Genomic DNA, 26,687 nt, shown 5'->3' with positions numbered 1-26,687 from the left:
GATGGTTGAGAAAAGTATTGTCCAGGAAGCTAAAGATATTCAGTTGGCAATGGAGCTCATCACTTTAGGCGCACGGTTGCAGATGCTTGAAAGTGAAACGCAATTAAGCCGGGGAAGGTTGATCAGGCTGTATAAAGAATTGCGGGGAAGCCCTCCGCCTAAAGGGATGCTCCCCTTTTCGACGGATTGGTTTATGACTTGGGAACAGAATATTCATTCTTCCATGTTCTACAATGCTTACCGCTTCCTGTTGAAAAGTGGACATTGTGCTGGTGTTGAAGCTGTAGTAAAGGCTTATAGATTATATCTTGAGCAATGCCCTCCGACGAGTGAAGATGGGCCAGTTTTGGCTCTAACCAGAGCCTGGACTCTCATTCGTTTTGTCGATAGTGGGATGTTGCAGCCAACCGAGTGTCGCTGTTGTGGTGGGACTTTTATCACACATGCTCACCAACCGGTAAATAGTTTTGTTTGTAGTCTTTGCCAGCCGCCTTCAAGAGCAGTAAAAAAACGTAAACTTTCCACGCAACCTGCCGATACTAATTCACAACTGCTGGATGGATTTGCTCAGCAAGCTATGTGAATTTAAATGGGAAAGTGAAAACTAGATTACAGGTTTTGGTTACTCTGGCCTGTAATCTACAGCCGTCCTCTTCCTCATTTACTAATTTGCCCTGTTCAAATCCCATCTGCTCACCAACTTAGCTAAAGGATATCGCGTGTTAGTACTTTTAGGATATATCATCGTTTTTGGTGCGGTAATTGGTGGCTATCTGCTTGTCGGTGGTCACATGGGTGCACTTTATCAGCCAGCGGAATTTTTGATTATTACAGGTGCGGGTATTGGTGCTTTTATCGTGGGCAACAATGGCAAGGCGATAAAGGCTACATTGCGTGTTTTACCAAAAGTATTGCGTAGATCAAAATACAATAAAGCGATGTACATGGATCTGATGGCCTTACAGTTTCGTTTGCTATCCAAATCCCGCCAGCATGGGCTTTTGGCTCTGGAGCGTGATATTGAGAATCCGCAACAGAGTGATATCTTCACACAGTATCCCCGCTTACTAAAAGATCCTTATCTGATGAACTTCATTACGGATTATATGCGCTTGATCATCAGCGGTAATATGAATCCACATGAAATCGAAGCCCTGATGGATGAAGAAATTGAAACTTATGAACAGGAAAGTGAAGTTCCTGCAACCAGTCTGACAATGGTGGGAGATTCATTGCCGGCATTCGGGATTGTTGCGGCCGTGATGGGGGTAGTTCATGCGTTAGGTTCGGCAGATCGGCCAGCAGGAGAACTCGGAGTATTGATTGCTCACGCAATGGTAGGAACATTTCTCGGGATCTTACTGGCTTACGGTTTTGTTTCGCCTCTGGCGACTTTGTTGCGTCAGCGCAGTAGTGAGCAGGTAAAAATGATGCAATGTATTAAAGTTACCCTGCTTTCCAGCATGAATGGTTATGCTCCACAAATTGCGGTTGAATTTGGTCGTAAAACATTATTTCTCACAGATCGTCCTTCATTTACAGAACTTGAAGAGCATGTTCGTAGGGTTAAGGCTCCTGTACAACAAGAAGCTGAAGACTAATTATGAGAGCGAATAATGTTTCTGTTATCAGAATAAAAAAGCGCAAAAAGCATGGTCATAGTCATAATGGCGGCTCATGGAAAATTGCGTATGCCGACTTCATGACTGCAATGATGGCTTTCTTTCTGGTTATGTGGCTGGTATCTATCGCCAGCCCACAGGAATTGACCAGCATTGCAGAGTATTTCCGTACCCCTTTGCAGGTTGCAATCAATAAGGGGAAACAGAGTAGTGATAATACAAACCCGATCCCTGGGGGAGGGGATGACGTTTTTCAGCAGGATGGAGAAGTTTTCCGTCAGAACAAGCAGGCTGAAACTAGTGAGGAAACCCGTCGTTTGGGTCGGTTGCGTCAACAACTTGATCAACTGATTATCACTGATCCTCGTCTCAAAGAACTGCGTCCGCACTTATTGATTGACATGATGGATGAAGGTTTGCGCATTCAGATCATCGACAGGGAAAATCGCCCGATGTTCATGATTGGTAGTGCGAAAGTTGAAAACTATATGAGCGATATTTTGCGGGCAATTGCGCCGATCCTGAATAGTATTCCAAATAAGATCAGCCTGTCTGGGCACACTGATAATTTGCAATATATCAATGGCCAACGTGGTTACAGTAACTGGGAACTCTCTTCAGACCGTGCAAATGCATCAAGACGAGAGTTGCTAATTGGTGGTTTGGATGAATCCAAAGTCCTGCGGGTTGTTGGCATGGCATCTACCGTCAATATGCAGAAAGGTATTGCTCCCGATGCTCCTGTTAATCGCCGTATCAGCATTATTGTTTTGAATAAGGAAGCAGAAAAACGGATTGAGCAGGAAAACAGTGGCGGTAATGCCATGACTGCTAGCAGTAGTATGGATATACAAGAAGTCATCAGAATGGATTCGGATGAGGGAACATCTTCTCAGCAACCCACCGGACAATCCAATGAAATCACGATACCGGAAAACCAGCCCGGACAGCCAAAAGTGGAATCGGCAAGTGATACTAATAAGGTGACAGAGTAAGTAACGATGGATATTACCGCGTTTTATCAGACTTTTTTTGATGAAGCAGATGAACTATTGGCGGATATGGAGCAGCATTTATTGTTGCTTAATGCCGATGAACCTGATCATGAACAGCTAAATGCCATCTTTCGCAGCGCCCATTCCATTAAGGGGGGCGCTGCGACATTTGGTTTTACCAAGCTACAACAAACCACGCATGTATTGGAGAATCTGCTGGATAGTGCCAGACGTGATGAAATACGCCTGACAACTGACATTATCAACCTGTTTTTAGAAGCGAAAGATATTATGCAGCAACAATTGGATGCCTATAAAAGTTCTCAGGAGCCAGATGAAGATACATTCAATTATATCTGCGAGACATTGCGTCAGCTTGCATTAGAGCTACAGGAAGATCAGCCGCGGGAAGAACAGCGAAATATGGAAGTTTTTACTGCAATATCTGAAGCTGAGCCTGTAATGGAAGAGATTATCCAACATGAGACAGAAAGTCAGGAAGAGGAGGAAGCACACGCAGTAACAACAGATCAACCTGAGCAATTGGAAGAAAAAATCTCTCCGGCTGTGGCAATAGATCAGGGCAGGATCCGTGTTCATTTATCTGGGCTGAAAGAGCGTGAAGTTGCCTTGATGAAAGATGAACTAGGGCATCTTGGAGAAGTTTATGACGTTGAACAAACCACAGATAGCCTTGAGGCTTCATTAATTACATCTGCAACAGAAGATGATATTACTGCGGTATTGTGTTTTGTGGTTGAACCTGAGCAGATAACTTTTTTGCCTGTATCGGATCCCCAACCGACAGAAGCAAAAACTGAAGAAAATACGACATCATCTGATGCTACAACGACAAATACCGTCATAAATAATGTGGTATCTGACACTGTAGATATACCACAGTCTGCTAATGCGAATGCTAATGCGAATAATGCAAATAACGCGAAGAAAAAAGCAGATCTACATGAAGTTGGCCGTCCGGCACCTCGTCCGGTAGCAGGATCACCACGTCAACGTGTGGAATCTTCCAGCATTCGTGTGGCTGTTGAGAAAGTGGATCAACTCATCAATCTGGTAGGTGAGCTGGTGATCACTCAATCTATGCTGGCGCAGCACTGTGATGCTTTAGAGCCGACAAAACACAGTGAACTGTTAAGTTGTATGGCTCAATTGCAGCGAAACTCTCGTGATTTACAAGAGTCTGTCATGTCGATCCGCATGATGCCGATGGAATATGTTTTCAGCCGTTATCCCCGTTTAGTGCGGGATTTGGCAGGAAAATTGAATAAAAAAGTAGAACTGACATTAATCGGCAGTTCGACAGAGCTGGATAAGAGTTTGATTGAGCGAATTATCGATCCGCTTACGCACTTAGTTCGCAATAGTCTTGACCACGGTATCGAAATCCCGGAAAAACGTCTTGCCGCAGGTAAACCGGAAACAGGTAATTTGACTCTTGCAGCGGAGCATCAGGGCGGCAATATCTGTATTGAAGTTATTGATGATGGTGCGGGGCTGAATCGAGAGAAGATCTTAGCCAAAGCTCAGTCTCAGGGGCTGACGGTGAGTGAAAACATAAGTAATGAAGAAGTTGCTATGTTGATTTTTGCTCCCGGGTTTTCTACCGCGGAAGTGGTCACAGATGTTTCCGGCCGTGGAGTGGGGATGGATGTGGTTAAACGTAACATTCAGGATATGGGAGGACAGATCCAGATCAACTTCCAGGAAGGGAAGGGGACAGTCATTCGTATTTTGCTGCCGCTGACATTAGCAATATTAGATGGTATGTCTGTCAAAGTTAACGATGAAGTCTTCATTTTACCGTTGAGTGCTGTTGTCAGCTCCTTACAGCCACAAAAAGAAGATATTTATCCATTAGCGGGAGATGAAAAACTATTGCAGGTACGTGGTGAATATCTGCCATTGCTTGAACTGTACCGGATATTTGACATTCCAAATACAGAAACGGATCCAACGAAAGGTATTGTTGTGATCGTACAAAGTGCGGGGCGTCGTTACGCACTGTTGGTAGATAAACTGGTAGGACAGCATCAGGTTGTTGTTAAAAATATTGAAAGTAATTACCGCAAAGTACCGGGCATTTCGGCTGCCACTATTATGGGGGATGGCAGTGTTGCCTTAATTATTGATATTCCTGCTTTGCAGAAACTTAATCATGAGCAGTTAGCCGTGCGTAAGGCTGAACTTGCGAATAAAAAATAATCATCTAAGTTAGGCCCAATTTTAAGTCACAGTAAAAGGTAACATCATGCCAGCCATAGACGAATTTAGTAAATTATCGGGGGAAACAGCCGGAAAGGAATATCTGGTTTTCACCTTGGGTGACGAAGAGTATGGAATTGAAATCCTGAAGGTACAAGAGATACGTGGTTATGATCAAGTTACCCGGATTGCCAACACTCCAGCTTTTATAAAAGGTATAACTAATCTGCGTGGAGTGATTGTTCCCATTATTGACCTGCGGATCAAATTTTCACAAGAAAATGTCACTTACAACGATAACACTGTGGTCATTATTTTGAATCTGCTTAATCGCATAGTAGGGATCGTGGTTGATGGTGTATCTGATGTGTTGTCTCTGAAAGAAGAGCAAATTTGTCCTGCGCCAGAATTCGCCGTCACCTTGTCAACTGAATATCTGACCGGGCTTGGCTCCATTGAAGAGCGTATGCTGATCCTGGTAGACATTGAAAAATTGCTCAACAGCGAGGAAATGGCATTAGTGGATTCTGTCGCCAGAGATTGATATTTCAGGGCTGCCGTAATTCTCGCTCTTTTTGCTAAGAGGCTGGTGCAAAGTAGAAGTATGCAAAAGGCAAAAGAAAGTGGTGAAAAACAGGAAGTCGGCAGGGCAAAAATAGCAGCGTGAAAAAGCAGCCCGGTTTGTTGTAGATCAAAAATACACAGTAAAAACTTAATTTTTTGTATCACACGTAAAGTTCCCTTTAAGGATGCCGATAACACAGGCATAGCAATTTATTACACAAGGGAAGTCATGTTTAACCGGATGAAAATAGTGACGGGACTTATCTCGGTCATCATATTATTTGGTGCTCTGCAATTTGTCTCAGGGGGACTGTTCTTTAAGGCATTAAAGAATGATACCAAAGCCTTTGATACATTAGATGAAATGCGGCAGCGTCAGAAATTATTGGATGAGAGTTGGATCAACCTGCTACAAGCCCGTAATAACCTGAATCGTATTGGTATCTTCTATATCATGAAAGAGCATGGTGGAGAGGGCGATTACAAAATTGAGGATATTTTAGCAGAAGCTAAGGTCAACTTAGCGCGTGCAGAGCGTCGTTTCCAGCAATTTGAGCAATTGCCAAGCATAGTTATACGCGAGCCAGAGCGTATGCAGAGTTTAAGACAAACCCACCATGACTATCTCAATGCACTGAAAGAACTAGATGCGTTGCTGGCAAAGAAACAGTTTAAAGAATTTTTTGCTCAGCCAACCACTACGTATCAGAACGCATTTGATGCTGAATACGCCTTTTACCTGGATCAAAATGAAAAACTGTATCAGCAGTTGTCAGATGAAGCTGATACCGCCTACCACAATATCGTCATTAGTCTGATTTTTGTATTTGTATTGCTGATTGCCGTCATGGCAGCAAGTTGGGTTGGTTTGCGTAACTCATTGATCGATCCACTGAACAAACTGTTAGATGCCATTAAAGCTTTCTCGAAAGGTGATTTGACTAAAACTGTTGATGTCTCTGGCAACAATGAAATGGGAGTGTTGGCGGTTGGTCTGAAAAATATGCAAGACGAGCTGATCCATACCGTCAGAAGTGTGCATCACAGTACTGAAACCATCTATACCGGCACCAGCGAAATCGCTGCGGGTAACAACGATCTCTCTGCCCGTACTGAGCAGCAAGTGGCTTCATTGGAAGAAACTGCGGCCAGCATGGAACAGTTGACAGCAACGGTAAAACAAAATGCTGACAACGCTCGACAGGCCAGTAATCTGGCTGATAACGCCTCTGATATCGCCCGTCAGGGTGGCAAAGTAGTAGCAAATGTAGTGCAGACTATGCACGAAATTGCTGATAGTTCACGCAAAATTTCAGATATCACCGGTGTTATTGATGCCATCGCTTTCCAGACTAATATTCTGGCTCTTAATGCTGCGGTAGAAGCTGCTCGTGCTGGTGAACACGGCCGAGGTTTTGCGGTGGTTGCCGGTGAAGTCCGCAATCTGGCACAGCGCAGTGCAGAAGCAGCGAAAGAGATCAAATCACTGATTGAAGACTCCGTCAGCCGTACTGATACCGGCTCTGTGCTGGTGGAAAGTGCTGGTGAAACAATGAACCAAATTGTCGATTCTGTTACCCGTGTGACTGACATCATGGGAGAAATAGCATCGGCTTCTGATGAACAAAGTCGGGGAATTACACAAGTCGGTGTCGCTATCTCTGAAATGGACAGGGTCACACAACAGAATGCATCATTGGTTGAACAGTCTGCGGCCGCAGCAGCAGCACTGGAAGAGCAGGCCATGATCTTGACCAAAGCAGTATCATTATTTCAGTTACCGGAGCAGGCAGAAAGGAAGCAGCCTGAGAAAAGAAAACATGAAGTTTTACCGACGATAAAATCGTCGACTCCTCCAGCTAATAAAACAAATCCTCCTGTGCTGAAAAAAAGCAGCGATGTGGAAGACCCATCTAATTGGGAAACATTCTAAAAAAATAATAGCGATAACTACGGCTGCATCATGCAGCCGTTAAACGAGGTGATTACATGTTAGGCAGGTTTCGCATATCAACCAGTTTGTATCTATTACTGATGATGTTTTGTGTTATGCAGATTATTTCCAGTGGCTTATCTTTGGGGATAATTTATACAGACCAGTCATATATAGAAAGAATTGATTTGGGAACTCAACGGAGAGATACCCTTGGATTGAGTTGGGCGGCGTTGCTGCAAACGCGTAACACCTTGAATAAGATCGCGATTGCTCATAAAGTCGGGCAACCGAGAGAGCAGATAGATGAAATGGAAGCATTGCTCAAAAGTTCACTAAATGAAGCCGAAAGGAGCTTCGCACGTTTTAGTGCATTACCTCTGATAGAGCAGAGTGACAATGGAGCCGAATTATTGTCGGCTGTTGAGCATTCATACCAGGAATACATTAATGCATTGAAGGAATTAAAAACCTTCCTTTATGAAGGGCACTTTCAGGAATTCCTCGATCAACCAACAGAAAGTTATCAGAGTAAATTAGAGGTTGCATACAATAACTATATGCATTATCTCGGTGCTCATATCAGTAAAGCGGTCTCTGATGGCGCATTTTATTATAAAGTCTCCATTGCCATGTTCTTTGGCTCTATCCTGATGGTGTTTGTTGTTTCTCTGTCAGCTCACTGGTGGCTGAAACGTAACCTTCTCAAACCTTTTGCAAATATGAGAGCTTGTTTTCAGGATGTGGCTGAAGGGCGGTTAAATAAAGAAGTGGCAGTCACCACCAATGACGAAATTGGTAACATATTCAGAAAACTGCGTGATATGCAGAATTCACTGATCAAATCCATTTCGTCGGTGCGGGATAATACCAACCAGATGTATGCAGGTATTCAGGAAATCACGCAAGGTAATACTGATTTATCCTCACGTACAGAGGAACAGGCAGCATCACTGGAAGAAACTGCGGCCAGTATGGAACAGTTAACGGTTACTGTTAAGCAGAACGCAGAACATGCACGTCAGGCCAGCGCACTTGCGGTAGCGGCTTCTCAAACAGCAATGAAAGGCGGTGAACAGACCAGCAGTGTTGTTGCGACGATGGACGAAATTGCCAATAGCTCGAAGAAAATCAGTGCGATTATCAGCGTGATTGATGGTATCGCCTTCCAGACCAACATTCTGGCCTTGAATGCAGCGGTTGAGGCCGCCCGTGCTGGTGAGCAGGGCCGAGGATTTTCTGTGGTGGCCGGAGAAGTTCGTGATCTGGCGCAACGCAGCGCTGACGCCGCAAAAGAAATCAAAATGTTGATCGATGAATCCGTCCATCGAGTTAATCAAGGCTCTGATCTGGTGAATAATGCCGGACGAACAATGGATGAATTGGTCAAATCAGTAAATCAAGTTACTGATCTGATGGCTGAAATTGCTGCGGCTTCCGATGAACAAAGCCGGGGTATTCATCAGATAGCCCAGGCTGTCAGTCAGATGGATCAAGTCACACAGCAAAATGCGGCATTGGTGGAACAGTCTGCTGCTGCTGCATCTGCGCTTGAAGATAAGGCAGATATATTGGTGAAAACGGTTGCTCAATTTGAATTACCGACAGGTTTGGAACATGAGCATGATCATGACCATCAGGTATATCCTGCATCAAAAATGACCGATGAGTATGTTGTAAATCAAGTACGCTGAGGTCAGATGAAATTCAATTTAACAGCTTCAGATGCTGAAGCTACTGCACCGCTGAACTTTATGTTTCAGCGGCATACATTGTCGGATGCGCAATTTCAGCGCATCTGCCAGTTTATTTACCAACGGGCTGGCATTGTATTGGCAAAAAATAAACGTGAGATGGTTTATAACCGCCTGGTCAGGCGCTTGCGTGTTCTGGGGCTCAATGATTTTGGTCAATATCTGTCGATTCTGGAACAGGATAGTTATAGCAAGGAATGGGAATTATTTATCAATGCATTAACGACCAATCTCACTGCATTTTTCAGGGAAGCCCATCATTTTCCTATTCTGGCGGCACACGCCAGCAGAAAAAATGGGGGAATTTACCGTGTCTGGAGCGCGGCAGCATCAACGGGAGAAGAGCCGTATTCCATTGCAATGACACTGTATGACACCTTGTGTGGCAGATCGTGTGATGTATTGGGGCACTGCTCAAACCGGATAAAAATCATTGGCAGCGATATTGATACCCAGGTATTGGAAAAAGCCCGCCAGGGTGTTTATCGATTGGATGAATTACAGCATCTGAGTGAAAGCCAAAAGAAAAAATATTTTTTCAAAGGTGTTGGTTATTTTGAAGGGTACGCCAGAGTTCGCCCGGTGCTTACTGAGCTGGTTAGCTTTCAGCACCTGAATTTACTTGATTCTGAGTGGGCACTGGAAGGTAAATTTGATGCAATTTTTTGTCGTAATGTCATGATTTATTTTGATAAAAAAACGCAGGAAAGAATTTTGCGCCGCTTTGTTAATTTCTTAAAACCGGATGGTCTGCTCTTTGCAGGGCATTCCGAAAACGTCACTCAAATTAGCCGAGAGTTCTACTTGCAAGGACAGACCGTTTACGGTGTAGGCCGGGCAAGGAGGGATCATGAATAAAATAACAGTTCTTTGTGTGGATGATTCGGCGCTGATGCGTCAAATCATGCGGGAAATAATCAATAGCCACCCAGACATGGAAGTGGTGGACTGTGCGCCTGATCCGTATGTTGCCCGCGATTTAATCAAAAAATATAACCCGCAGGTATTGACATTGGATGTTGAGATGCCTCGGATGGATGGTATTGATTTTCTTGATAAATTAATGCGTTTGCGACCTATGCCTGTTGTAATGGTTTCGTCTCTGACGGCAAAAGGTTCGGAAATTACATTGAAAGCACTGGAATTGGGTGCTGTAGACTTTGTGACCAAGCCACAATTAGGTATTCGTGAAGGCATGCTGGCCTATAGTGAACTGATTGCGGAAAAAATCCGGGCGGCGGCACAGGCAAAAATCAGCACAGTAAGACCAACACAAGAAATTGTGGCTCCGCTGAATTTTAAGCCACTTTTGTCCAGTGAGAAATTGATCGCGGTTGGGGCTTCAACCGGAGGAACTGAGGCAATCAAGAATTTGCTGCAACCTTTACCTGTTACCAGCCCGGCGTTACTTATTACACAGCACATGCCATCCGGTTTTACCCGCTCATTTGCAGAACGGCTAAATAAATTGAGCCAGATCACTGTCAAAGAAGCAGAAGATGGTGAACGTGTCTTACCGGGACATGCCTATATCGCACCGGGAGATCGCCATATGGAACTGTGCCGTAGCGGAGCTAACTACCAAATTATGACCAGCAGTACTCCACCGGTTAATCGTCACCGTCCTTCTGTTGATGTTCTGTTTCGTTCTGTTGCTAAATATGCAGGGCGTAACGCGGTGGGCGTCATTTTAACGGGTATGGGCAGTGATGGTGCAGCGGGTTTATTGGAAATGAAACAAGCGGGTGCCTACACATTAGCACAAAGTGAATCGAGTTGTGTGGTCTTTGGTATGCCGCGGGCCGCGATCCAGTTGGGTGCTGTCGATGAAGTGATGGATCTGCAAAAGCTGAGTAAAACTATGCTGGCTAAAATCAGTACCGGGCAATCGATTCGGATTTAGTCGTTGTTATACCTGATATATTTCAAGTTGCAGCACAGTCAGCAAGGCCGTGCCTTGAAAGATAAAGGGAATATTGTAGTTAACTTTTACAGCACGGTGTTGTTGGATGAATAAAATTTCAAGGAGTTTTTATGGCAAATAAGGATCTAAGATTTCTGGTGGTTGATGACTTTTCAACCATGCGTCGAATTGTACGTAATTTGCTGAAAGAATTAGGCTTTAACAATGTTGATGAGGCACTGGATGGAGCAGAAGCGCTGGCAAAGCTTCGTGCAGCCGAATTTGATTTTGTTATTTCTGACTGGAATATGCCTAACATTGATGGTCTCGAATTGTTGAAAACAATTCGCAGTGACGAAAAATTGGCTGCTTTGCCAGTTTTGATGGTGACGGCAGAAGCAAAAAAAGAAAACATCATTGCAGCAGCACAAGCCGGAGCCAGTGGTTATGTTGTGAAACCATTTACTGCGGCGATTTTGGAAGAAAAGCTCAATAAAATATTTGAAAAATTGGGGCTTTAAGGAGACAAAATGAGTGAAAATCCAGTCATGCCGAGAGATGAAGCTGTTACAACCAGTGAAATAATCAGTCGTATCGGGCAGTTAACAAGGATGCTGCGTGATAGTCTGCGTGAACTGGGATTGGATCGAACCATTGCTCAGGCGGCTGAGGCGATCCCTGATGCGAGGGAACGATTGAATTACGTTGTCCAGATGACTGCACAGGCGGCTGAAAGAGTGCTGAACTGCGTTGAAGTAGCTCAGCCTCGCCAGAATGAATTGGAAACCTCTGCAAGATCCTTAACTCAACGTTGGGATGAGTGGTTTGCGAACCCGACTAATTTAGAACTGGCTGATGCGCGCACTCTGGTAACTGACACGAGAAATTATCTTAACCTCGTACCAGAACATGCTGCATTTACCAATACCCAATTGCTTGAGATCATGATGGCCCAAGACTTTCAGGATCTCACCGGGCAGGTAATTAAACGGATGATGGAAGTCATTCAGGAACTGGAAAAACAACTGGTCATGGTATTAATGGAAAATATGCCTTCTGATCAGGCGGCCAAAACTAAAAAAGAGAACGAAAGTCTTCTTAATGGCCCTCAGGTCAACCAGAATGGGATTGGCGTCATTGCCAACCAGGAGCAGGTTGATGATTTACTGGATAGTTTAGGTTTTTGATAACGAGTAATAATACTTTAACGAACAACATTTATTCTTAAATAAGTTTGATGTTTGGGCGAGTCAGGCGGCTGCCCAAACGTTATTTTCAATGTTTCCAATATGCAGAAATGCCGGACTTTCGGTTAGAGCACAGTGTTACTGGTTGATTTGATGTATAAATCGATATCATTATTCAGAGCCTATAAAAGGAAAACACAGTGCAGTCGATTGAAAAAGTTATTCATCTGGCAGATTCATTTGTTTCCTACCGTAAAGACTTTCATGAAAATCAGGAAAGCCACCAAAATCCGGTGATGTTTCTCCATGGTACAAATAGCAGTGGCAATAGTAGCTTTGGAGGGATAAAAACCGCATTTAATGGTGATCGGACAGTTATTATTCCTGATTATGCGGGATGTGGGAATTCCAGGTTGTCATCAGAGACACTGACTGTCGAGTATCTTGTGGAACAGGTAGCGGCAGCCATTAATGACAGTAGTGATACCCCTGTTGATTTAGTGGGAGTATCTTTAGGAGCAGTTGTTGCCGCAGTGGTTGCAGCGACTTATCCTCAGTTGGTGAATCGTCTGGTATTGACTGCACCGTGGGCTACAAATAATGATCCCTATTTCCAGTTGATATTTACGACCTGGTTAAAATTGGAAAACAGCGATCGAGCCTCAGCAACTGCTTTTGGGCTTTCCCATGTTCTCAGTCCTGAATTTATTTCATCATTGGAGCAGGAAACGCTCCGTCAAATTTGTGCCAGACCGTCAGAAAAAGGGGCGAACAGGCGGATAGCTTTAGGATTATCGATAAACATCAAAAATTACCTTTCCCGGATAAATAAAGACACATTAATTATTGGGTTAAGTCACGATACACTCATCCCGCCCTATCTGGCACGTGAAGTTCATAGAAGTATAAAAAACAGTCTGTACACGGAAGTGAAGAGTGGTCATGCGGTACAGATAGAAAACCCAACAGAATGGGTAAACGTTATCAAAGATTTTTTGCAAAAATAGGTAATTGGGAACAGCGTTTTACTCTGGAGAGATAAGGTTAACCGTTAAATTCGCAGGCAAATATTTATAAATAGTTGACAGCGACACATTATAAATAATTGAGAGTTGTTTTCTGGTGTGGCCTTTATTCAGCAATCTGGCGGCTTGTTGCTGGTCTTCTTCGGTAAACCTGACAGGACGCCCGCCAATTCTCCCCTGTTCCCGTGCTGCGGCTAAACCTGCGTTAGTTCTTTCAACAATCAACTCACGTTCCATTTCCGCTAATGCACTCATTACATGAAAGAAAAACCTTCCCATCGCTGTGCTGGTATCGATACTGTCAGTCAGACTTTGAAAATGAATGCCTCGATCGTGTAGTTCTGAAATGAGTGTCACCAGATTTTTTACGCTGCGACCCAGGCGATCCAGCTTCCAGACAACGAGTGTATCACCAGATTTGAGGTGCTTTAATGCACGTTTTAATCCCGGACGATTGGCGGTTTTCCCACTGATTTTATCTTCAAAAATCATTTCGCAGTTAATGCTGATCAATGCATTTCTTTGTAAATCACTATTTTGGTCGTTTGTTGACACTCGGATATAACCAATTCTTGCCACGGATAATCCTTTAATTACATAAGAAACTATTTGTCAGGGAATAATACCCATTTTTTTGTTATAAAAAACCCAAAATTTGCCAGATCACACGATAATAATTTACCTAATGGCTTTTTATCTTTGATTTTGTGATGTATGAAGATTTGCTATAAACAAAATTATTAAGATATGACTTGAGCCGGTGATCACACTCACAGTATTAAGTTTTCTTACCAATAATTCCTGATTAGTTCTCGCTTATTTCCTCAAAATAATCTTTTATTTAATTGAAACATTTTTGTTACTAGCTTGTTAAGTATAATTCCGAGGGTATATATGGAACTGATCACACAATGGTTAGGTGCAATAAACGGGGTTGTATGGGGAGTACCAATGCTGATTGGTCTTCTGGGTATAGGTATTTTCATGCAGATCCGCCTGTCTTTCTTACCGATACGTAAGTTAGGGACAGGGTTCAAGTTACTCTTTCAAAAAAATACACAACATAGTGAAGGGCAAATTTCCCCTTTTAATGCATTAATGACCGCCTTGTCCGCAACAATAGGTACAGGGAATATAGCAGGGGTCGCAACGGCGATTGTTATGGGTGGGCCGGGTGCACTGTTCTGGATGTGGATGACTGCATTAGTGGGAATGGCAACTAAATATTCCGAAGCTGTGCTGGCAGTACGTTACCGTGAAACAGATAAGAACGGTAACTATGTTGGTGGCCCCATGTACTATATTAAAAATGGATTGGGGAAAAAATGGGTATGGCTTGGAACATTATTTGCTTTCTTCGGAAGTATCGCCGGCTTTGGCATTGGTAATACGGTACAAGCCAACTCAGTTTCTGAAGTACTGCAAAGTAGCTTTGGTGTTGATAAAACCATAACTGCGGCGGCACTGGTTTTTCTGGTTGGTGCGGTATTGATTGGAGGTATCAAACGGATTTCTGATGTTGCAGGTAAACTGGTGCCGGTTATGACTGTAGGTTATCTGGGTGCAGGTATGGTCGTTTTAGGGCTCAATGTGAGTGCTATTCCAGATGCGTTTGCCTTGATTATCAAATCCGCTTTCACTCCTGTTGCAGCACAAGGGGGATTTGCAGGAGCAGTTTATGCCCCGTACAGCCAAAGAGTGGGGGCTGGTAGGTAATGATGTCCTCAACCCGTATAAATCGGCAGATGCAGCCGCCCGATACCTGCATTCATTGGTTGCGTGGGAAAACCGGCAGCACGGAGGGTATGTTGGCAGCCTATAACGGGGGGATCGGAAAGCTACAGGAAAACGGCATGGCGAATATGCCAAGAGAAACACGTAATTATGTCCCTCTCGTTAAGCAGCATATGATAGATGGTGCCGCCATCACCGAAAACAGCCGCAACAGGCAAGAACAGCAATTTCCATTCCCCTCACTCTACGGCCAGAAGAAAGAAAGCGAATATGAGGAAGTTATCGCCGCGAACATTGCGAAGGCAGTCAGGGATGCTATCGGTAATAAACCTTTTCTGGTCGAAATAGCCTTAGTCGATAACAAGACCGGAGAACGGCAAAGATTCCAAGAAAAACCACAGGGAAAGTCACAACCTCGATGCAGTATCCATGAGTTAGATAATCACCTCTCCGCTGCTACAAAGGTAGGGAAAGCACCACTACCACAGACGCGAGAGGTGAGTTTAATTTTAGCGTCTTGCTTGATTAAATATCGTATATAACCGCGTGCATAGTTCGGAATATCTTTGTAAATTGATGAAATATCATATGTTTCATAGTCACCCTCGCTATCTTTTACTTTGAAAGTATCTATAGTTCTTTCATCTGGTGAGGTAGAGATAACAGTGACATTTCTTGTAAAAGGGTTAGAGCATCCCATCCAAGGTTTGTCGTCTTTATCGATTAGTTTGGGTGCATAGTAGATACCGAATATTTTCCCATTATTAATATCCATGTAGTAATTATCACTAACATTAAGCATCGACTCATATTTTTTGTTCTCTGCTACTACAGAAGGTAAAGTTATTGCAGTGACAATCATAAGGAGTGCGGCTTTTATTAAATTCATTGTGCTGTACCTCAAGTAATTAAGCTGTATAAGATAAAGGATAGCACTAATTTGTTTATTATCCTGTTCTTATCTCCACTGTAACAGCCCATTATGGCGCTTAATTAAGGCTATCCTCTCATTGATATTAACACTTCTTTTTTGTAAGAGGCAGCTCTAAGCCTCCAGTCAAAAACTGGGGCAGTTTCTATGAGGTATACTTGAGTTAGTAGAATTGATATGATAAATAGGGTTGGTTACAAGGATATTAATATGATTTGATCATTCTTTTTACTTCTATTTTTGTCTTTTAATTTGTATGCAAAAGATGTGTATTTGGATAAAAGTTTGATACCAAAAAATAAGGAGTCATTTTTAAATTTTTCTAAAGAATATCTTCATGAAGAAGCAAAATCTGTTATGGGGGATGGACATTCACATTGGAATTCTAGGTATCCATATTATTATGATGAAAAGATAGCTGATTCTTTATATAATCTTGCTTCTAGTAATAAATTAGTAGTAAATAAATATAAAGAAGAAAGAATAAATATGAGAGGAAAAATTAATTCTATAGAGGTTTTGAATGAAGGGGTTGTTTTTGTATTAGGAGCATTTGTAGGTGATAACGAAGGCTATATTTTATCTATTTTTGATAAGCCAGATAAAAAATGTTACAAATGAGCAAAGGGGATAAGATCTCAGTTAGATGTAATATTTTTAGCAGTAAGAGTAATGCTAATTTTGTTGTGACAAGCAATTGTATTTTCAAGGAGGATCACGTTAATAATGTATACAACATGTTATTCAATAAAATTCGTGAAGATTTTAAAACAAACGATGTAAAAGTCTCATATTATTTAGGATCAGAAATTGCATTTGTGTATAAATTATATGAGAGCAAGTTTGAAAAAATATGTAACAACAAGCATAGATGCTATGAGGCGATTGATTTCATAAGAAGTGAGAAAGGTACTCCTGGCTATGTTAAAGGCTCTCTAAATGAAAAGACTATAAAATTTAGCGAAAAAAATATCGAGAAATACACAAAAATTATACCAAATGTGAATTAAATCACTAAAAAAAGCCCCATCACGGGGCTTTTTACTATCCAAATCCCTCATATATACGCCATTGACTTATGTAATAATGGTGCTATTATCATTGTATACATACACCAATGGCGTACTTAAACATGATATTCATTGAGACCTCTATATTCACCGAAGACTGTAAAGAGCTGCTAAGTGATGATGAATATCGCGAGTTTCAACAATATCTTGCAGATAATCCCGCTGCGGGTGATGTTATCCAGCACACCGGAGGCTTACGTAAAGTTAGGTGGTCATCCAGAGGTAAAGGTAAGCGTGGCGGTGTACGCGTCATTTATTATCACAAAGTAGATGTTTCACATATACGACTGCTTCTGATTTATAAAAAAGGCATTAAAGATGATCTGAGCGAGTCAGAAAAGAAAGTCCTGAGAGCATTAAATGAGGGGTGGTAACAATGGATAGTAAATTATTTTCCAGACTGACTGAAAGCATGACGCAGATGAACGAAATCATGAATGGCGAACGCGCTGCCTCTCGTGAAACGACTATTGAGGCAGTGAAGGTAAAAAACATTCGCCAGGCAACCGGCTTAAGTCAGGCGGGTTTTGCTAAATTAATCTCTGTTAACGTTGGAACATTACGTAATTGGGAGCAGGGAAGAAGAGAACCAACGGGGCCAGCAAAAGCCTTGTTAAAGGCGATAGAGAAAGATCCGCTTCATGTCTTAAAGGCGCTTTCTATGTAATTAACCCGCTTCGGCGGGTTTTTCATATCTACAGCCGCTTAATTGCGGTTTTTTTATGTCCAAATGTAAGAGGAGTGCGTATGGCATTCATTAAAGATGCCCTGTCCTCATTATTGGGCGGCAGTGATTCGTCATGGCAATGGGCTGAGCATCTGCACCCGGCTTCCTTTCGCGGGGTGCCGTTTGCCGTGATATCCGGGGAAAGTGTCTTCGGCCGCCGTCAGGCTGTTCATGAGTATCCTTACCGTGATACTGCCTGGATTGAGGATTTAGGCCGGGTGTTTGAGTTCACGTTAACGGTGATTGAATCCGGCCTGAAAGTCTTTGCGGTCACCAACAGCACCCAATCCGCCGCTGAAGTGAAGAAAAACTGGCTGCAAACCTACACCACTGCACTGGCAAGTTATGTTTCAATGGTGAGGGGGGAAATCCGCTCTGTAGTACAGGGGATGCGGATCATCAAACAAACCGCCAGTCAATGGGTGGGTATGGTGACCCGTTCGGTGGATGAAGTGACCAACCTCAGTGATATGTTAAAGACCACTTTCGGCAGTGAGCGTTATGGCCGTTATCAGCGCGGGAAAATTGGCGGCACCGTATCAGGGGCCACGGGGCTCCGGTCACGGGATGACAGAAGCCGCAATGATGCTGAGATAGTGAAGAAAACCACCGCCGAGGTGGTGATGAGCCGTCAGGCCATTACCCGTAGCCTTGATGCCCTGAGCCTTGCCCCGACCGTGGAAGTCTTCAGCGAGGCCGCCGGCAGTGTGGTGATGGCGATTAGTCAGGCCGCCGGCAGTACTGATGAGAAAGTGGCTATCTTTGAACATCTTGCTGCTTTTCAGAATACCCGCTATCAGCAAGGCACAGTTGACCGGAAGGTGACTGAAATGACCGTATTGTTGCTGGTGGTGTTGTCGGCGGGTGCAATGGCACAGGCTGCCAGTGAGTTTACCCCGGCCAACAATCAGGAAGCCCATGATTTACAGAAAAGGGTGTGTCATGCACTGGATACGGCATTAGTGATGGCGGGGGATTTAAGCATGGATGAGATTTATCAGTCCCTGATGGCGTTGCGGGATGAGTTTATAACCAGTGCAGTACTGAAAGGGGCTGAGGCCGGACGCAGTGATGAACTGATACAGGCGAGTAACCCCCGTCATCCGGCGTTTATGCCGCTCCGATTTAAGGCGCTGAGACAATGAAAAAAAACGATGAATTGTCATTAGTGATTGGCGGTAAGGCCATTTACGGCTGGGACAGTGTGCGTGTAACACGTGGCATTGAACGGTTGCCGTCCGATTTTGAACTGATGCTGATGGACTATTACCCCGGCAGCGATGAGAAACAACAGGTGGAAGCGGGCCAGCCCTGTCAGGTGCTGCTGGGAAACGATCCGGTGATGACGGGATATATCGATATCTGGCATTCATCCATTAACAAAAGTATTCACCAGATACGGGTCACCGGCCGCGGTAAATGTCAGGATTTGGTTGATTGTTCAGCGAAATGGCCGCAGAACGTGATTAGCCGGGCCACACCGTTGCAGATTGCCCGGAAACTGGCGCAGTGGTACGGCATTGAGGTGACTTCCGATGTGACCGGTATGAAGTCTGTACCACAGTTTACCCTGAACTGGGGTGAATCTTCACAGGAAGTGATTGACCGTATTACCCGCTGGTCGGCTCTGCTGTATTACGACACCCCGGACGGCAATTTATTTTTGACCCGCGTCAGTGACAAGGTAGCCGCCAGTGGGGTGGCACAGGGGAAAAACATTGAACAGGCAGATTACCAGTCCGCCATGAATGAGCGCTTCTCAGAATATACTGGCCTGTCAATGAATGTCAGTGGCTTAAGTGAGTTATCCGCCGGGCAGGGTTATCAGGCAGTCAAAATTGCGGAAGCCAGAGATCCGGAAGCCGCTAAAATGCGCTACCGCAATTATGTCACCATTATCGAAAGTACCCTGCATACCCGGGGGCGTCAGCAAGAGGCGATTGACTGGGAAATGAACCGCCGTTACGGACGCTCTAAGGTGCTCAAGGTGTTGGTTGACAGCTGGCGGGATGTCAGCGGCACCTTATGGACACCCAATACCCTGATACCGATCCATTTACCCGTGTTCGGTCTGGCGTCTGAGCAATGGCTGTTATCAGAAGTATCCTATGTCCGCAATAAAGACGAGGGCACACGGGCGGAACTCACGTTAATGCCGCCGGCCGCGTTCGCGGTGCAGCCCTTTGAATTCTATACCTCAATAATGGAGCTTCGTGATTATGGACGTTAAAAACTTATACCGGCGCGCCATGATGATGCTCGGTTTGGGCCGGGTAACTTCCTGTCATGATAAAGGGGTTATTCAGCAGGTGCAGTATCAAACAGCGATGGAAGTCCGGGACAACACCCATCGGATGGCTGAGTTTGGGTTTTCTTCCGGGTTACCCGCCGACACCGATGTTGTACTGGCGTTTTTGGGCGGTGACCGCTCTAACGCGGTGGTGATTGGCAGCAACCATCAACAGTACCGGTACACAGGGCTGAATGCCGGGGAAGTGGTGGTGTATAACCAGTGGGGGCTGCATATTCTGCTGACCGCATCGGGGATCACCGTCGAAGCAAAAGGGCAACCGGTCACCGTAAATAATGCGTCAAAAGTGACCGTCAATGCGTCCACCGAGGTGCTATTGAATACGCCGGTGTTGAAAGTGACCGGTGATGTTATTGACAACTGCAATGCTAATACCACGACCCTGAAACAGTTGCGTGAGGCCTACAACCGTCACACCCATCCGGTATCCGGTGTGAAATCGGGCGGTGCAACGGTCACCAGTCAGATAACAGGAGAAACCGTCAAATGAGTGATATTACTTCCTGGTGGGATGTCAAAAATATTCATGCGGACTGGCTGGTGGGGCACGGGGATTTAGTGACCGGGCATGATCTGCAAACCGCTATCATTATCAGTTTGTTTACGGACAGGCAGGCGCGGCCTGACGATGACATTGACGGTACTGACCGTCGCGGCTGGTGGGGTGACAGTCGTGCAGACTATCTCATTGGTTCCCGGCTGTGGTTGTTACACCGGCAGAAATTAACCACCGCCGTGGCGCTGGCGGCTGAGGATTATGCCCGTGAAGCACTGCAATGGATGCTGGACGATGGGGTGGCCGCCGCAATTGATATCCGCACACAAATTGTCTGGCCCAACCGGCTGAACATGATAATCCGTTATCAGCGTCCGGGGCGGGATAACGAGGATTTACGCTTTTTTTGGGTCTGGGAGCGAGAAAATGCCCTTTAAACGAAAAACACTCACTGAACTCCGGGCGCAGAACCGCCGTTACTTACAGTCAGAATTACAGCAAACCGGCCCGTTATTGCGCTTTTCCAATATGGGCGTACTGGCTGATATGGACGCCGGTATGGCGCACCTGCATTACGGTTACCTTGACTATATCGCCCGGCAAACCACCCCGTTTACTGCCACCGATGAATGGTTATCCGGCTGGGCGGCGTTAAAGAAGATTTTTCGCAAACCCGCGACGGGCGCGCACTGTACACAGTATCAGTTTACAGGGGTGGCGGGCGCGATTATCCCTGCCGGGACAAGACTAAACCGGGGAGATGGGTATCAGTACCAGACACTGACTGAGACTCACATTAATACTGACGGGCGGGGCGATGCCCGGCTGACAGCTCGCTTGCCGGAAGCCACAGAAGATGATTCGGGAGGCGGGGCAGCCGGCAATGCGCCATCGGGTACGGTATTAACACTGGATCAGAGTCTGGCGGGCGTGGATGTTGAAGGGACAGCGATTGCACCCATTACCGGCGGGGCGGATATTGAGAACGAAGCGGATTTTCGTTCCCGTATGCTGCTGGCCTATCAGGGCACACCCCAGGGCGGCGCCAGTGACGATTATAAGCAATGGGCGCTATCCGTGCCGGGCATCACCCGGGTCTGGGTCAGACCCAGAGCAGCAGGGGCTGGTACAGTGGGGGTTTATATTATGTGTGATAACAATGCGCAGGACGGTTTTCCTGTCGGTGCAGATGGCGTATCTTCCCATGAACCGTATGCCGTCCATGCCGCCGGGGATCAGCTGCGTGTGGCCAACACCCTGTATACCTTACAACCGGTCACGGCTTTAGTCTGGGTGTTATCGCCGATAAAGTACCGGCTGGATTTTACCCTCCACGGCCTTTCTCATATCAGCACTGATGTGACGGCGCGTATTAATGAGGCAATTGATAACGTGCTGTTTGAAAACGGTAACCCGGATGGTTCAGGGCGTATCTTAATTTCAGCACTGCAATATACCATTGCGGATGTGCCGGGCACAGCAGGATTTGTGATCACCTCACCGACAGACAATATTACCTTACCGGTTGGTCATTTGCCGGTAAGGGGGGAGGTGAAATACACATGAAACAGTACAGTGTGGCGGATTATACCACGGCATTAAATGGCCTGTTACCCACCGGGATGGCGTGGACACGGCGGCCGGAGTCGGCTATCAGTAAGGTCATTCGGGCGCTTGCCCGGAGCTATCATCGCAGTGATCAGGATGCGCATTTATTACTGGAAGGCAGCTTCCCGGCAACCGCAACGATCATGTTACCAGAATGGGAAAAATCGCTGGGGTTGCCGGATGACTGTGCGATTGGGGAAATTGACAGTATTTCATTGCGGCAAAAATCCGTGGTCGCAAAGCTATTACGCACAGGCGGTCAGTCCAAAGCCTATTTTATTGGGCTGGCGGCAGAACTGGGATTTCACATTACTGTCACGGAATTCCGGCAGGCCAGAGCAGGTATGTCAGCGTGTGGTGATGCACTGAACGGTGGTGACTGGCCGTTTGTCTGGCGCATTAGTGCCCCGGCCACCACGATAAATTACGCGGTGGCCGGCGGCAGTTATTGCGGTGATCCGTTGCGTTCATGGGGCAATAAAAAACTCGAGTGCCAGTTTCAGCGGATAAGCCCGTCTCACACGATCCTTCAGTTCGGTTACAGCCAGTAGCCCTTATTAATTTCAATTCAATTTTATTTTCATCACCTTGATTGAGTGAGGACTCATTATGCAAAAAATCGGTGATATTACGAACACCGCGGACAGTCGCGGTGAATACACCAATGGTAACGTCGCCGCGGGTATCCCGCCGACTATCTTAGAATCAGCGTGGTTTAACACCGTGCAGCGGGAAATTATTAACGTGTTACTGAAAGCCGGCATAAAGCTGGATAAGTCCAATGACGCCCAGTTGTCAGAGGCAATAGGCAAAATGCTCTCTGACTCTCAGGCTAAACTGACTGACAGTTTTGGCCAATCCAGTTCACTGGCCGCCAGTCAGAAATTAGCCACGAATGCCAACGACAACGCCAGCCGCCGCCTCGACAAAGCGCAGAACGGGGCGGATATTCCGGATAAAGCGGCGTTTGTGAGAAATATCGGGTTAGAGAAAACCGTGGAGCAGGCCCAAAATGCGGTTCCGACAAGTTAACGGCAAATCATTAGCCGACGATGTAAATTTAAATGTGTGGGATATCGGCGCACAACCTGTGGGTAATTACGCCGATGGGACGCGGTTTGCCTCGACTGCCGGAGGCGGAATCGAAAATCATTATAACTCGTTGAATACAAAAAGTCTATTTTCTTATCTTCCGTTTATGCCCCTTTTAATGCCCCCAAATTTTTTTGCTTCCTTTAGTTTTCCTATCTAACTGATTTAACTTATTTATATTGCTCATTGTGTGCTTTTCCATCATCTTAAAGCAAAAAAGCCGTGAGAGTTAAAAATGGTCAAATTTGGCGACCATTTCACGCTCAGGGCTTTATATTAAAATTTATCATTTTTACGAAGTCGATCACAAATTAAAGCGGGTTATTCCTGTGGCTTAGCGCGGATTTTCCTTTCTAATAATTCTCCGCTATAAGGATCGAAATAACGGCTGGGCCAGATCTCTGAGGGATGGATGCCAAGATAATCTGCAATGATCCATTCACCTTTCGGCCACGGACGATTTAATACGTTTGCCAGTGTAGAAGAACTCAGCCCCGCTTCACGGGAAACAGCCGCTAAGGTTGTACCACGTTTACGTAATGCGGCGATAATGTCGGCCTGATGCCAGTCTTTCTTTATTTCAATCATTCCTGCTACCCCTTCCATTAATTCATCATTGATGGTGGTGATTCAAGGCAGGGTTAGCAGACTGGGTTCACACCAGCGAGGCCGAAGCCTCCCCTGCCTGAACCACCATTGAAAAGGTGAGCGCAGGCGCACTGGCAGAAACATCCTACCAGTGTCAGTGAACACAAGGCTGCTAAACCTTGACCATTAGATTTTGCTAATGGCGGGAATACTTTAACCGATTGTTTTATCTAACTCAATAACCGAACTGCTAAGTTGAACGGCTATAAACCTGCTTAGCACAGTACCTGTGTACTTCAAACTCATTTGAACCCCTGCGCGACCAAACTGAGAGTTAAACTCTTTTGTAGGTAAAGGCGCAGTGAGTCCTGTCCTCCGTTATTGCACAAACTCAGGGGAGAATACGGACGGCTAAATCAATCTTTGTTATTTATTCTCGTTCGTGATCGCTTCGCTATCCGTATTTCCCCTGTGTTTTTCAGACTTATTTTACTCATTTCGAAACATTCCCTGCGTGTCGGTTAGGTTCACCGTTCCGTGGTGCGTCAGATAATGTGTAGCAGGGCGAGGGTTGTGTTGAGTTTTTGCAGGAGTTCGCTACGTGCTCAGCACGGCGATGGTGTACTCCCCGTTCAGTGCCTGATCTTAGTCAGGATGAACGCCTCATTAATCGTGACGTGGTGTGATTTCTCCTTTTTTACTGCATTGGCCTGTTGCAAGGCAGAGGGTGAAAAATAAACTAAATAAGTCGGTGCGAGATGAAAAAATGTCTGTGAAAGCGCTGTCACCCAGTAATACAAAGTTCAAATCGGTCGAAAAGCCAGTCTGGTTGTGCTCTGGACGTTGGCCGCTTAGCGGCGTCACTTGGTAATCGCTCCGCTTAAACGCAAGTGACGCCGCGCAGTTTTCGGGACGTTTATCCGTGTGTTAATCAAAACGTGGATTAAGATCGTGCAGGGTTAAATTGTAATGATAAACGTGACAGGGATACTGCTCTGTGTGAGTGATAAGCCGGTAAATCAAGAAACCGGATAACTTTCATCGCCGGACGGAAGGTTGTTGTCCAGCGATATCTGCTTCCAAAGGTGCGCAGATGTACCGCAATATTTGCTCTCCCTTGCAGGCTACGGGAGTGTTATTTCGCCACCCGAAGGCGATCTTGACAGGCGATGGATCATTGTTGTAGAAAAAGATATTAACGGTCAGGCCGGATGGAGTCAAACTTGGCTATTTTGCCATCCTTATTTTTTCCTGAATTCCCGTGCAAATTCCGCCGACAGGCCGATATTCCACCAAAACCAGACAAAAATTGGATTTAATTGGTTAATTAATTTCACTGATGAATGTGTACAATTATAGACCTAACATCTTCTATTAATTCAGCACTATTCCGATACCTGACGGGTAAAAATGTAAGTGAAATTCAATGAAGAACAACAAGGAATCGCTGTACCTGCAAGAACGCGCCTATCTGCGGGAGCTGGCACAGCGTGTGGCAAAAGAATCCCCCCATTTAACGGACTTTCTGGCAACGGCCCATGATCCCGATATTCAACGTCTTTTCGAAGCGTTTGCGTTACTGATTGCCCGCTTACGGGATAAACTGGAGGATGATTTCCCCGAAATTACCCACGGTATTCTGTCCCGTATCTGGCCGTTAATGTTGTGCTCTGTCCCGCCTGCTACGGTCATGCAGTTTTTCCCTACCGATGGTGAACATCAGGGCGCTGCTGATATTCCCAGAAACACGGCTGTTTCTGCGCAGGCGGAGGGACAATTACTCACGTTCAAAACCTGCCGCCCGCTACATATTGAACCTTTAGTGGTGCGGGATCGCACGGTGAAAAAAACCGGCACCCACAGTGAAATTATCCTGACCCTTTGTCAGACGGGAAGTCCTTCACCCGTCTGGAAATGCGGAGCGCTCTCTTTTTTCCTCGGCACGGATACTGAACAGGCAGCACAGCTCAGCCTGTGGCTTGACCAGCATATCTGTGAGATGAGCGTCAGAGCACAGGGAGAATAACGTAAGCTGAGCTGTTTTCCTTATGGCTGGCATGACCTGCTGGATAAGCCTATCCTGCCGATGAAAAAGAGCACCTATACCGGCCTGCAAACACTGGTTGAATATTATGCGCTGCCGCACCTGTATAATTTTGTTACGCTGGATATCAGTCGTGATCGCAAGGAAATTCCGCTCAATGCGGACGGCACGTTTGAACTGATTTTGCGTTTTGAAGGCGAACTGCCGCTGGATGGTGTCGGTGATGCCTTTATGCTGTGCTGTGTGCCGGCCATTCATCTGGAAAAACGGCTCAGCCCACCTGTCCTGCTGGGTGCCGAAAATCACTGTTATCCCTTGCCGCTGGGGGATTCGGTAAAATTGTTCCGGTTGCATGACGTTCAGGTGGTGCAACAACCCGATGATGACGCCCAACGGGGCATGCCTTACCGCTATCTGCCGATAGAACAGTTTACGCCCGCAGCGGAACTGCTGGCCGGGGAAGAGCCGGATTATTTCTACTACCAGCTTCGCACCGAGCGTGATTTGCTGGATCGCATTCAACACCGGTTGCATTTTTTTGACCTGACAGGTAAATCGGCTCGCAACCTGCCTGAACTCGCGGTCGCCTGCAATTTCACCGGCTACCATGAACCCGCAATGACACTGGCGCAAGGCAGCATCAGTGTGATGCAGGAGGGTTCACCTTCGCATCTCAGCGTGCACAATAATTATGCCAGTGACCACGGATTCCCCGCCGATGTTACAGGATAACTCCGGCTGGCCGTTGCTTTCCTGCCTTGCCAGCCCACCCATTTTGTTGTTTACCACAGAAGGGATGCGGCATTTTCTTCGTCTGTTTAACCATTATACCGAATTTAACCGCCCCTGAGCCGCCATATTCAGCAGCAAATCGACGGCA

The 26,687-nt window shown here is 45.6% G+C and carries 30 protein-coding genes and 2 pseudogenes; 28 read left to right on the top strand and 4 right to left on the bottom strand.

Translation table 11 applies throughout. The features are described from left to right. Nucleotide 1 precedes the first annotated feature (1 nt). The 12 genes from flhC to BDD26_RS17380 all read left to right on the top strand — a co-directional run bounded on the left by flhC (nucleotide 2) and on the right by BDD26_RS17380 (nucleotide 13,188). Nucleotides 2-583, top strand: coding sequence for a flagellar transcriptional regulator FlhC (flhC, locus tag BDD26_RS17435; RefSeq protein ID WP_115827265.1), 582 nt, complete (start codon nucleotides 2-4; stop codon nucleotides 581-583). Between the two features lie 136 nt (nucleotides 584-719). Then, complete coding sequence (gene motA / locus BDD26_RS17430) at nucleotides 720-1,601, top strand: flagellar motor stator protein MotA (protein WP_115827264.1); 882 nt, start codon at nucleotides 720-722, stop codon at nucleotides 1,599-1,601. A gap of 2 nt (nucleotides 1,602-1,603) precedes the next feature. Further along, nucleotides 1,604-2,617: a flagellar motor protein MotB gene (gene motB / locus BDD26_RS17425; protein ID WP_038268990.1), complete on the top strand. Its 1,014-nt coding sequence runs from the start codon at nucleotides 1,604-1,606 to the stop codon at nucleotides 2,615-2,617. 6 nt (nucleotides 2,618-2,623) lie between these two features. Next, on the top strand, nucleotides 2,624-4,840 hold the full coding sequence (gene cheA / locus BDD26_RS17420; RefSeq protein WP_115827263.1) for a chemotaxis protein CheA: 2,217 nt from the start codon (nucleotides 2,624-2,626) through the stop codon (nucleotides 4,838-4,840). Nucleotides 4,841-4,886: 46 nt separating this feature from the next. Beyond that, nucleotides 4,887-5,384, top strand: a complete 498-nt coding sequence (cheW, locus tag BDD26_RS17415) for a chemotaxis protein CheW (protein WP_038268995.1) — start codon at nucleotides 4,887-4,889, stop codon at nucleotides 5,382-5,384. A 249-nt stretch (nucleotides 5,385-5,633) separates the two neighbouring features. Beyond that, nucleotides 5,634-7,337 carry a methyl-accepting chemotaxis protein gene (locus BDD26_RS17410; RefSeq protein ID WP_115827262.1) on the top strand — a complete coding sequence of 568 codons (1,704 nt, stop codon included), beginning with the start codon at nucleotides 5,634-5,636 and terminating at the stop codon, nucleotides 7,335-7,337. 56 nt (nucleotides 7,338-7,393) lie between these two features. Beyond that, entirely contained in the window at nucleotides 7,394-9,031 is a 1,638-nt protein-coding gene (locus BDD26_RS17405; protein ID WP_115827261.1) for a methyl-accepting chemotaxis protein, read from the top strand. Nucleotides 9,032-9,037: 6 nt separating this feature from the next. Then, nucleotides 9,038-9,949, top strand: coding sequence for a protein-glutamate O-methyltransferase CheR (gene cheR / locus BDD26_RS17400; protein WP_115827260.1), 912 nt, complete (start codon nucleotides 9,038-9,040; stop codon nucleotides 9,947-9,949). Continuing rightward, a complete protein-coding gene (locus BDD26_RS17395; RefSeq protein WP_038269004.1) occupies nucleotides 9,942-10,994 on the top strand; it encodes a protein-glutamate methylesterase/protein-glutamine glutaminase in 1,053 nt (350 codons plus the stop codon). Before cheR ends, BDD26_RS17395 begins: the two co-directional genes overlap by 8 nt. A gap of 131 nt (nucleotides 10,995-11,125) precedes the next feature. After that, nucleotides 11,126-11,515, top strand: a complete 390-nt coding sequence (gene cheY, locus BDD26_RS17390) for a chemotaxis response regulator CheY (RefSeq protein ID WP_038269007.1) — start codon at nucleotides 11,126-11,128, stop codon at nucleotides 11,513-11,515. A 9-nt stretch (nucleotides 11,516-11,524) separates the two neighbouring features. Beyond that, entirely contained in the window at nucleotides 11,525-12,181 is a 657-nt protein-coding gene (gene cheZ / locus BDD26_RS17385; protein ID WP_038269010.1) for a protein phosphatase CheZ, read from the top strand. Between the two features lie 200 nt (nucleotides 12,182-12,381). After that, entirely contained in the window at nucleotides 12,382-13,188 is an 807-nt protein-coding gene (locus BDD26_RS17380; RefSeq protein WP_170140427.1) for an alpha/beta fold hydrolase, read from the top strand. Nucleotides 13,189-13,206: 18 nt separating this feature from the next. On the opposite strand, the gene BDD26_RS17375 is transcribed toward BDD26_RS17380, so the two are convergent. Beyond that, the gene (locus tag BDD26_RS17375; RefSeq protein ID WP_115827259.1) at nucleotides 13,207-13,785 is read right to left on the bottom strand and encodes a recombinase family protein; all 579 of its coding nucleotides are present in this window, start codon (nucleotides 13,783-13,785) and stop codon (nucleotides 13,207-13,209) included. 315 nt (nucleotides 13,786-14,100) lie between these two features. Between BDD26_RS17375 and BDD26_RS17370 the strand changes: the two are divergent. The 3 genes and pseudogenes from BDD26_RS17370 to BDD26_RS17365 form a co-directional block, all read left to right on the top strand. Further along, nucleotides 14,101-14,880, top strand: a pseudogene (locus BDD26_RS17370) (alanine/glycine:cation symporter family protein); the annotation flags it as partial. A 4-nt stretch (nucleotides 14,881-14,884) separates the two neighbouring features. Further along, nucleotides 14,885-15,028, top strand: coding sequence for a hypothetical protein (locus BDD26_RS20400; protein ID WP_244922773.1), 144 nt, complete (start codon nucleotides 14,885-14,887; stop codon nucleotides 15,026-15,028). Then, nucleotides 15,015-15,482 (top strand): lysozyme family protein, encoded by a 468-nt coding sequence (locus BDD26_RS17365; protein WP_244922772.1) that lies wholly within the window; start codon nucleotides 15,015-15,017, stop codon nucleotides 15,480-15,482. The genes BDD26_RS20400 and BDD26_RS17365 overlap by 14 nt, the downstream gene beginning before the upstream one ends. Here BDD26_RS17365 and BDD26_RS19410 read toward each other — a convergent pair. Then, a complete protein-coding gene (locus BDD26_RS19410) occupies nucleotides 15,383-15,829 on the bottom strand; it encodes a hypothetical protein (protein WP_147299031.1) in 447 nt (148 codons plus the stop codon). The genes BDD26_RS17365 and BDD26_RS19410 overlap by 100 nt on opposite strands. A 315-nt stretch (nucleotides 15,830-16,144) precedes the next feature. On the opposite strand from BDD26_RS19410, the gene BDD26_RS17360 reads away from it, so the two are divergent. The 11 genes from BDD26_RS17360 to BDD26_RS17310 all read left to right on the top strand — a co-directional run bounded on the left by BDD26_RS17360 (nucleotide 16,145) and on the right by BDD26_RS17310 (nucleotide 23,115). Next, nucleotides 16,145-16,492 carry a hypothetical protein gene (locus BDD26_RS17360; RefSeq protein ID WP_115827258.1) on the top strand — a complete coding sequence of 116 codons (348 nt, stop codon included), beginning with the start codon at nucleotides 16,145-16,147 and terminating at the stop codon, nucleotides 16,490-16,492. Then, the gene (locus tag BDD26_RS17355) at nucleotides 16,489-16,881 is read left to right on the top strand and encodes a hypothetical protein (RefSeq protein WP_147299030.1); all 393 of its coding nucleotides are present in this window, start codon (nucleotides 16,489-16,491) and stop codon (nucleotides 16,879-16,881) included. Before BDD26_RS17360 ends, BDD26_RS17355 begins: the two co-directional genes overlap by 4 nt. A 122-nt stretch (nucleotides 16,882-17,003) precedes the next feature. Beyond that, nucleotides 17,004-17,315 carry a toxin HigB-2 gene (locus BDD26_RS17350; RefSeq protein ID WP_038269026.1) on the top strand — a complete coding sequence of 104 codons (312 nt, stop codon included), beginning with the start codon at nucleotides 17,004-17,006 and terminating at the stop codon, nucleotides 17,313-17,315. A gap of 2 nt (nucleotides 17,316-17,317) precedes the next feature. Next, complete coding sequence (gene nadS / locus BDD26_RS17345; protein WP_038269028.1) at nucleotides 17,318-17,608, top strand: NadS family protein; 291 nt, start codon at nucleotides 17,318-17,320, stop codon at nucleotides 17,606-17,608. Nucleotides 17,609-17,688: 80 nt separating this feature from the next. Beyond that, nucleotides 17,689-18,813, top strand: coding sequence for a DNA circularization N-terminal domain-containing protein (locus BDD26_RS17340; protein ID WP_115827256.1), 1,125 nt, complete (start codon nucleotides 17,689-17,691; stop codon nucleotides 18,811-18,813). Continuing rightward, nucleotides 18,810-19,898, top strand: coding sequence for a phage baseplate assembly protein (locus BDD26_RS17335; protein ID WP_115827255.1), 1,089 nt, complete (start codon nucleotides 18,810-18,812; stop codon nucleotides 19,896-19,898). The genes BDD26_RS17340 and BDD26_RS17335 overlap by 4 nt, the downstream gene beginning before the upstream one ends. Further along, nucleotides 19,888-20,469 carry a phage baseplate assembly protein domain-containing protein gene (locus tag BDD26_RS17330; RefSeq protein ID WP_244922771.1) on the top strand — a complete coding sequence of 194 codons (582 nt, stop codon included), beginning with the start codon at nucleotides 19,888-19,890 and terminating at the stop codon, nucleotides 20,467-20,469. The genes BDD26_RS17335 and BDD26_RS17330 overlap by 11 nt, the downstream gene beginning before the upstream one ends. After that, nucleotides 20,466-20,912: a phage GP46 family protein gene (locus BDD26_RS17325; protein ID WP_115827254.1), complete on the top strand. Its 447-nt coding sequence runs from the start codon at nucleotides 20,466-20,468 to the stop codon at nucleotides 20,910-20,912. Before BDD26_RS17330 ends, BDD26_RS17325 begins: the two co-directional genes overlap by 4 nt. Further along, complete coding sequence (locus tag BDD26_RS17320; protein ID WP_115827253.1) at nucleotides 20,902-22,041, top strand: baseplate J/gp47 family protein; 1,140 nt, start codon at nucleotides 20,902-20,904, stop codon at nucleotides 22,039-22,041. The genes BDD26_RS17325 and BDD26_RS17320 overlap by 11 nt, the downstream gene beginning before the upstream one ends. Next, complete coding sequence (locus BDD26_RS17315; RefSeq protein ID WP_115827252.1) at nucleotides 22,038-22,634, top strand: YmfQ family protein; 597 nt, start codon at nucleotides 22,038-22,040, stop codon at nucleotides 22,632-22,634. The genes BDD26_RS17320 and BDD26_RS17315 overlap by 4 nt, the downstream gene beginning before the upstream one ends. 58 nt (nucleotides 22,635-22,692) lie before the next feature. Beyond that, complete coding sequence (locus BDD26_RS17310) at nucleotides 22,693-23,115, top strand: hypothetical protein (RefSeq protein ID WP_115827251.1); 423 nt, start codon at nucleotides 22,693-22,695, stop codon at nucleotides 23,113-23,115. 381 nt (nucleotides 23,116-23,496) lie between these two features. Here BDD26_RS17310 and BDD26_RS17300 read toward each other — a convergent pair whose 3' ends face one another. Together BDD26_RS17300 and BDD26_RS19405 are read right to left on the bottom strand one after the other, a co-directional pair. Continuing rightward, nucleotides 23,497-23,763 carry a helix-turn-helix domain-containing protein gene (locus tag BDD26_RS17300; protein ID WP_115827249.1) on the bottom strand — a complete coding sequence of 89 codons (267 nt, stop codon included), beginning with the start codon at nucleotides 23,761-23,763 and terminating at the stop codon, nucleotides 23,497-23,499. Between the two features lie 666 nt (nucleotides 23,764-24,429). Next, complete coding sequence (locus BDD26_RS19405; RefSeq protein WP_147299029.1) at nucleotides 24,430-24,627, bottom strand: hypothetical protein; 198 nt, start codon at nucleotides 24,625-24,627, stop codon at nucleotides 24,430-24,432. A gap of 562 nt (nucleotides 24,628-25,189) precedes the next feature. Here BDD26_RS19405 and BDD26_RS20395 point away from each other — a divergent pair. Both BDD26_RS20395 and BDD26_RS20585 read left to right on the top strand, forming a co-directional pair. Further along, nucleotides 25,190-26,539 (top strand): annotated as a pseudogene (locus BDD26_RS20395) (type VI secretion system baseplate subunit TssF). Then, on the top strand, nucleotides 26,526-26,657 hold the full coding sequence (locus BDD26_RS20585) for a hypothetical protein (RefSeq protein WP_280524532.1): 132 nt from the start codon (nucleotides 26,526-26,528) through the stop codon (nucleotides 26,655-26,657). Before BDD26_RS20395 ends, BDD26_RS20585 begins: the two are co-directional and overlap by 14 nt. Nucleotides 26,658-26,687: the final 30 nt, after the last annotated feature.

This window comes from Xenorhabdus cabanillasii, from assembly GCF_003386665.1.
GTDB lineage: Bacteria > Pseudomonadota > Gammaproteobacteria > Enterobacterales > Enterobacteriaceae > Xenorhabdus > Xenorhabdus cabanillasii.
The sequence above is the reverse complement of the archived record's forward strand: the minus strand, read 5'-3'. Positions and strand labels throughout refer to the sequence as shown.

What these genes read in the sequence shown, in the direction of transcription:
- BDD26_RS20585 (WP_280524532.1), top strand. Translation starts at nt 26,526, where the DNA reads ATGTTACAGGATAACTCCGGCTGGCCGTTGCTTTCCTGCCTTGCCAGC.
- BDD26_RS17410 (WP_115827262.1), top strand. Translation starts at nt 5,634, where the DNA reads ATGTTTAACCGGATGAAAATAGTGACGGGACTTATCTCGGTCATCATA.
- cheA (WP_115827263.1), top strand. Translation starts at nt 2,624, where the DNA reads ATGGATATTACCGCGTTTTATCAGACTTTTTTTGATGAAGCAGATGAA.
- BDD26_RS17395 (WP_038269004.1), top strand. Translation starts at nt 9,942, where the DNA reads ATGAATAAAATAACAGTTCTTTGTGTGGATGATTCGGCGCTGATGCGT.
- BDD26_RS20400 (WP_244922773.1), top strand. Translation starts at nt 14,885, where the DNA reads ATGCCCCGTACAGCCAAAGAGTGGGGGCTGGTAGGTAATGATGTCCTC.
- BDD26_RS17350 (WP_038269026.1), top strand. Translation starts at nt 17,004, where the DNA reads ATGATATTCATTGAGACCTCTATATTCACCGAAGACTGTAAAGAGCTG.
- BDD26_RS17310 (WP_115827251.1), top strand. Translation starts at nt 22,693, where the DNA reads ATGCAAAAAATCGGTGATATTACGAACACCGCGGACAGTCGCGGTGAA.
- nadS (WP_038269028.1), top strand. Translation starts at nt 17,318, where the DNA reads ATGGATAGTAAATTATTTTCCAGACTGACTGAAAGCATGACGCAGATG.
- cheR (WP_115827260.1), top strand. Translation starts at nt 9,038, where the DNA reads ATGAAATTCAATTTAACAGCTTCAGATGCTGAAGCTACTGCACCGCTG.
- flhC (WP_115827265.1), top strand. Translation starts at nt 2, where the DNA reads ATGGTTGAGAAAAGTATTGTCCAGGAAGCTAAAGATATTCAGTTGGCA.
- BDD26_RS17330 (WP_244922771.1), top strand. Translation starts at nt 19,888, where the DNA reads ATGGACGTTAAAAACTTATACCGGCGCGCCATGATGATGCTCGGTTTG.
- BDD26_RS19410 (WP_147299031.1), bottom strand. Translation starts at nt 15,829, where the DNA reads ATGAATTTAATAAAAGCCGCACTCCTTATGATTGTCACTGCAATAACT.
- motB (WP_038268990.1), top strand. Translation starts at nt 1,604, where the DNA reads ATGAGAGCGAATAATGTTTCTGTTATCAGAATAAAAAAGCGCAAAAAG.
- BDD26_RS17335 (WP_115827255.1), top strand. Translation starts at nt 18,810, where the DNA reads ATGAAAAAAAACGATGAATTGTCATTAGTGATTGGCGGTAAGGCCATT.
- cheW (WP_038268995.1), top strand. Translation starts at nt 4,887, where the DNA reads ATGCCAGCCATAGACGAATTTAGTAAATTATCGGGGGAAACAGCCGGA.
- BDD26_RS17340 (WP_115827256.1), top strand. Translation starts at nt 17,689, where the DNA reads ATGGCATTCATTAAAGATGCCCTGTCCTCATTATTGGGCGGCAGTGAT.
- BDD26_RS17320 (WP_115827253.1), top strand. Translation starts at nt 20,902, where the DNA reads ATGCCCTTTAAACGAAAAACACTCACTGAACTCCGGGCGCAGAACCGC.
- BDD26_RS17300 (WP_115827249.1), bottom strand. Translation starts at nt 23,763, where the DNA reads ATGATTGAAATAAAGAAAGACTGGCATCAGGCCGACATTATCGCCGCA.
- BDD26_RS17405 (WP_115827261.1), top strand. Translation starts at nt 7,394, where the DNA reads ATGTTAGGCAGGTTTCGCATATCAACCAGTTTGTATCTATTACTGATG.
- BDD26_RS17315 (WP_115827252.1), top strand. Translation starts at nt 22,038, where the DNA reads ATGAAACAGTACAGTGTGGCGGATTATACCACGGCATTAAATGGCCTG.
- BDD26_RS17355 (WP_147299030.1), top strand. Translation starts at nt 16,489, where the DNA reads ATGAGCAAAGGGGATAAGATCTCAGTTAGATGTAATATTTTTAGCAGT.
- BDD26_RS17325 (WP_115827254.1), top strand. Translation starts at nt 20,466, where the DNA reads ATGAGTGATATTACTTCCTGGTGGGATGTCAAAAATATTCATGCGGAC.
- cheY (WP_038269007.1), top strand. Translation starts at nt 11,126, where the DNA reads ATGGCAAATAAGGATCTAAGATTTCTGGTGGTTGATGACTTTTCAACC.
- cheZ (WP_038269010.1), top strand. Translation starts at nt 11,525, where the DNA reads ATGAGTGAAAATCCAGTCATGCCGAGAGATGAAGCTGTTACAACCAGT.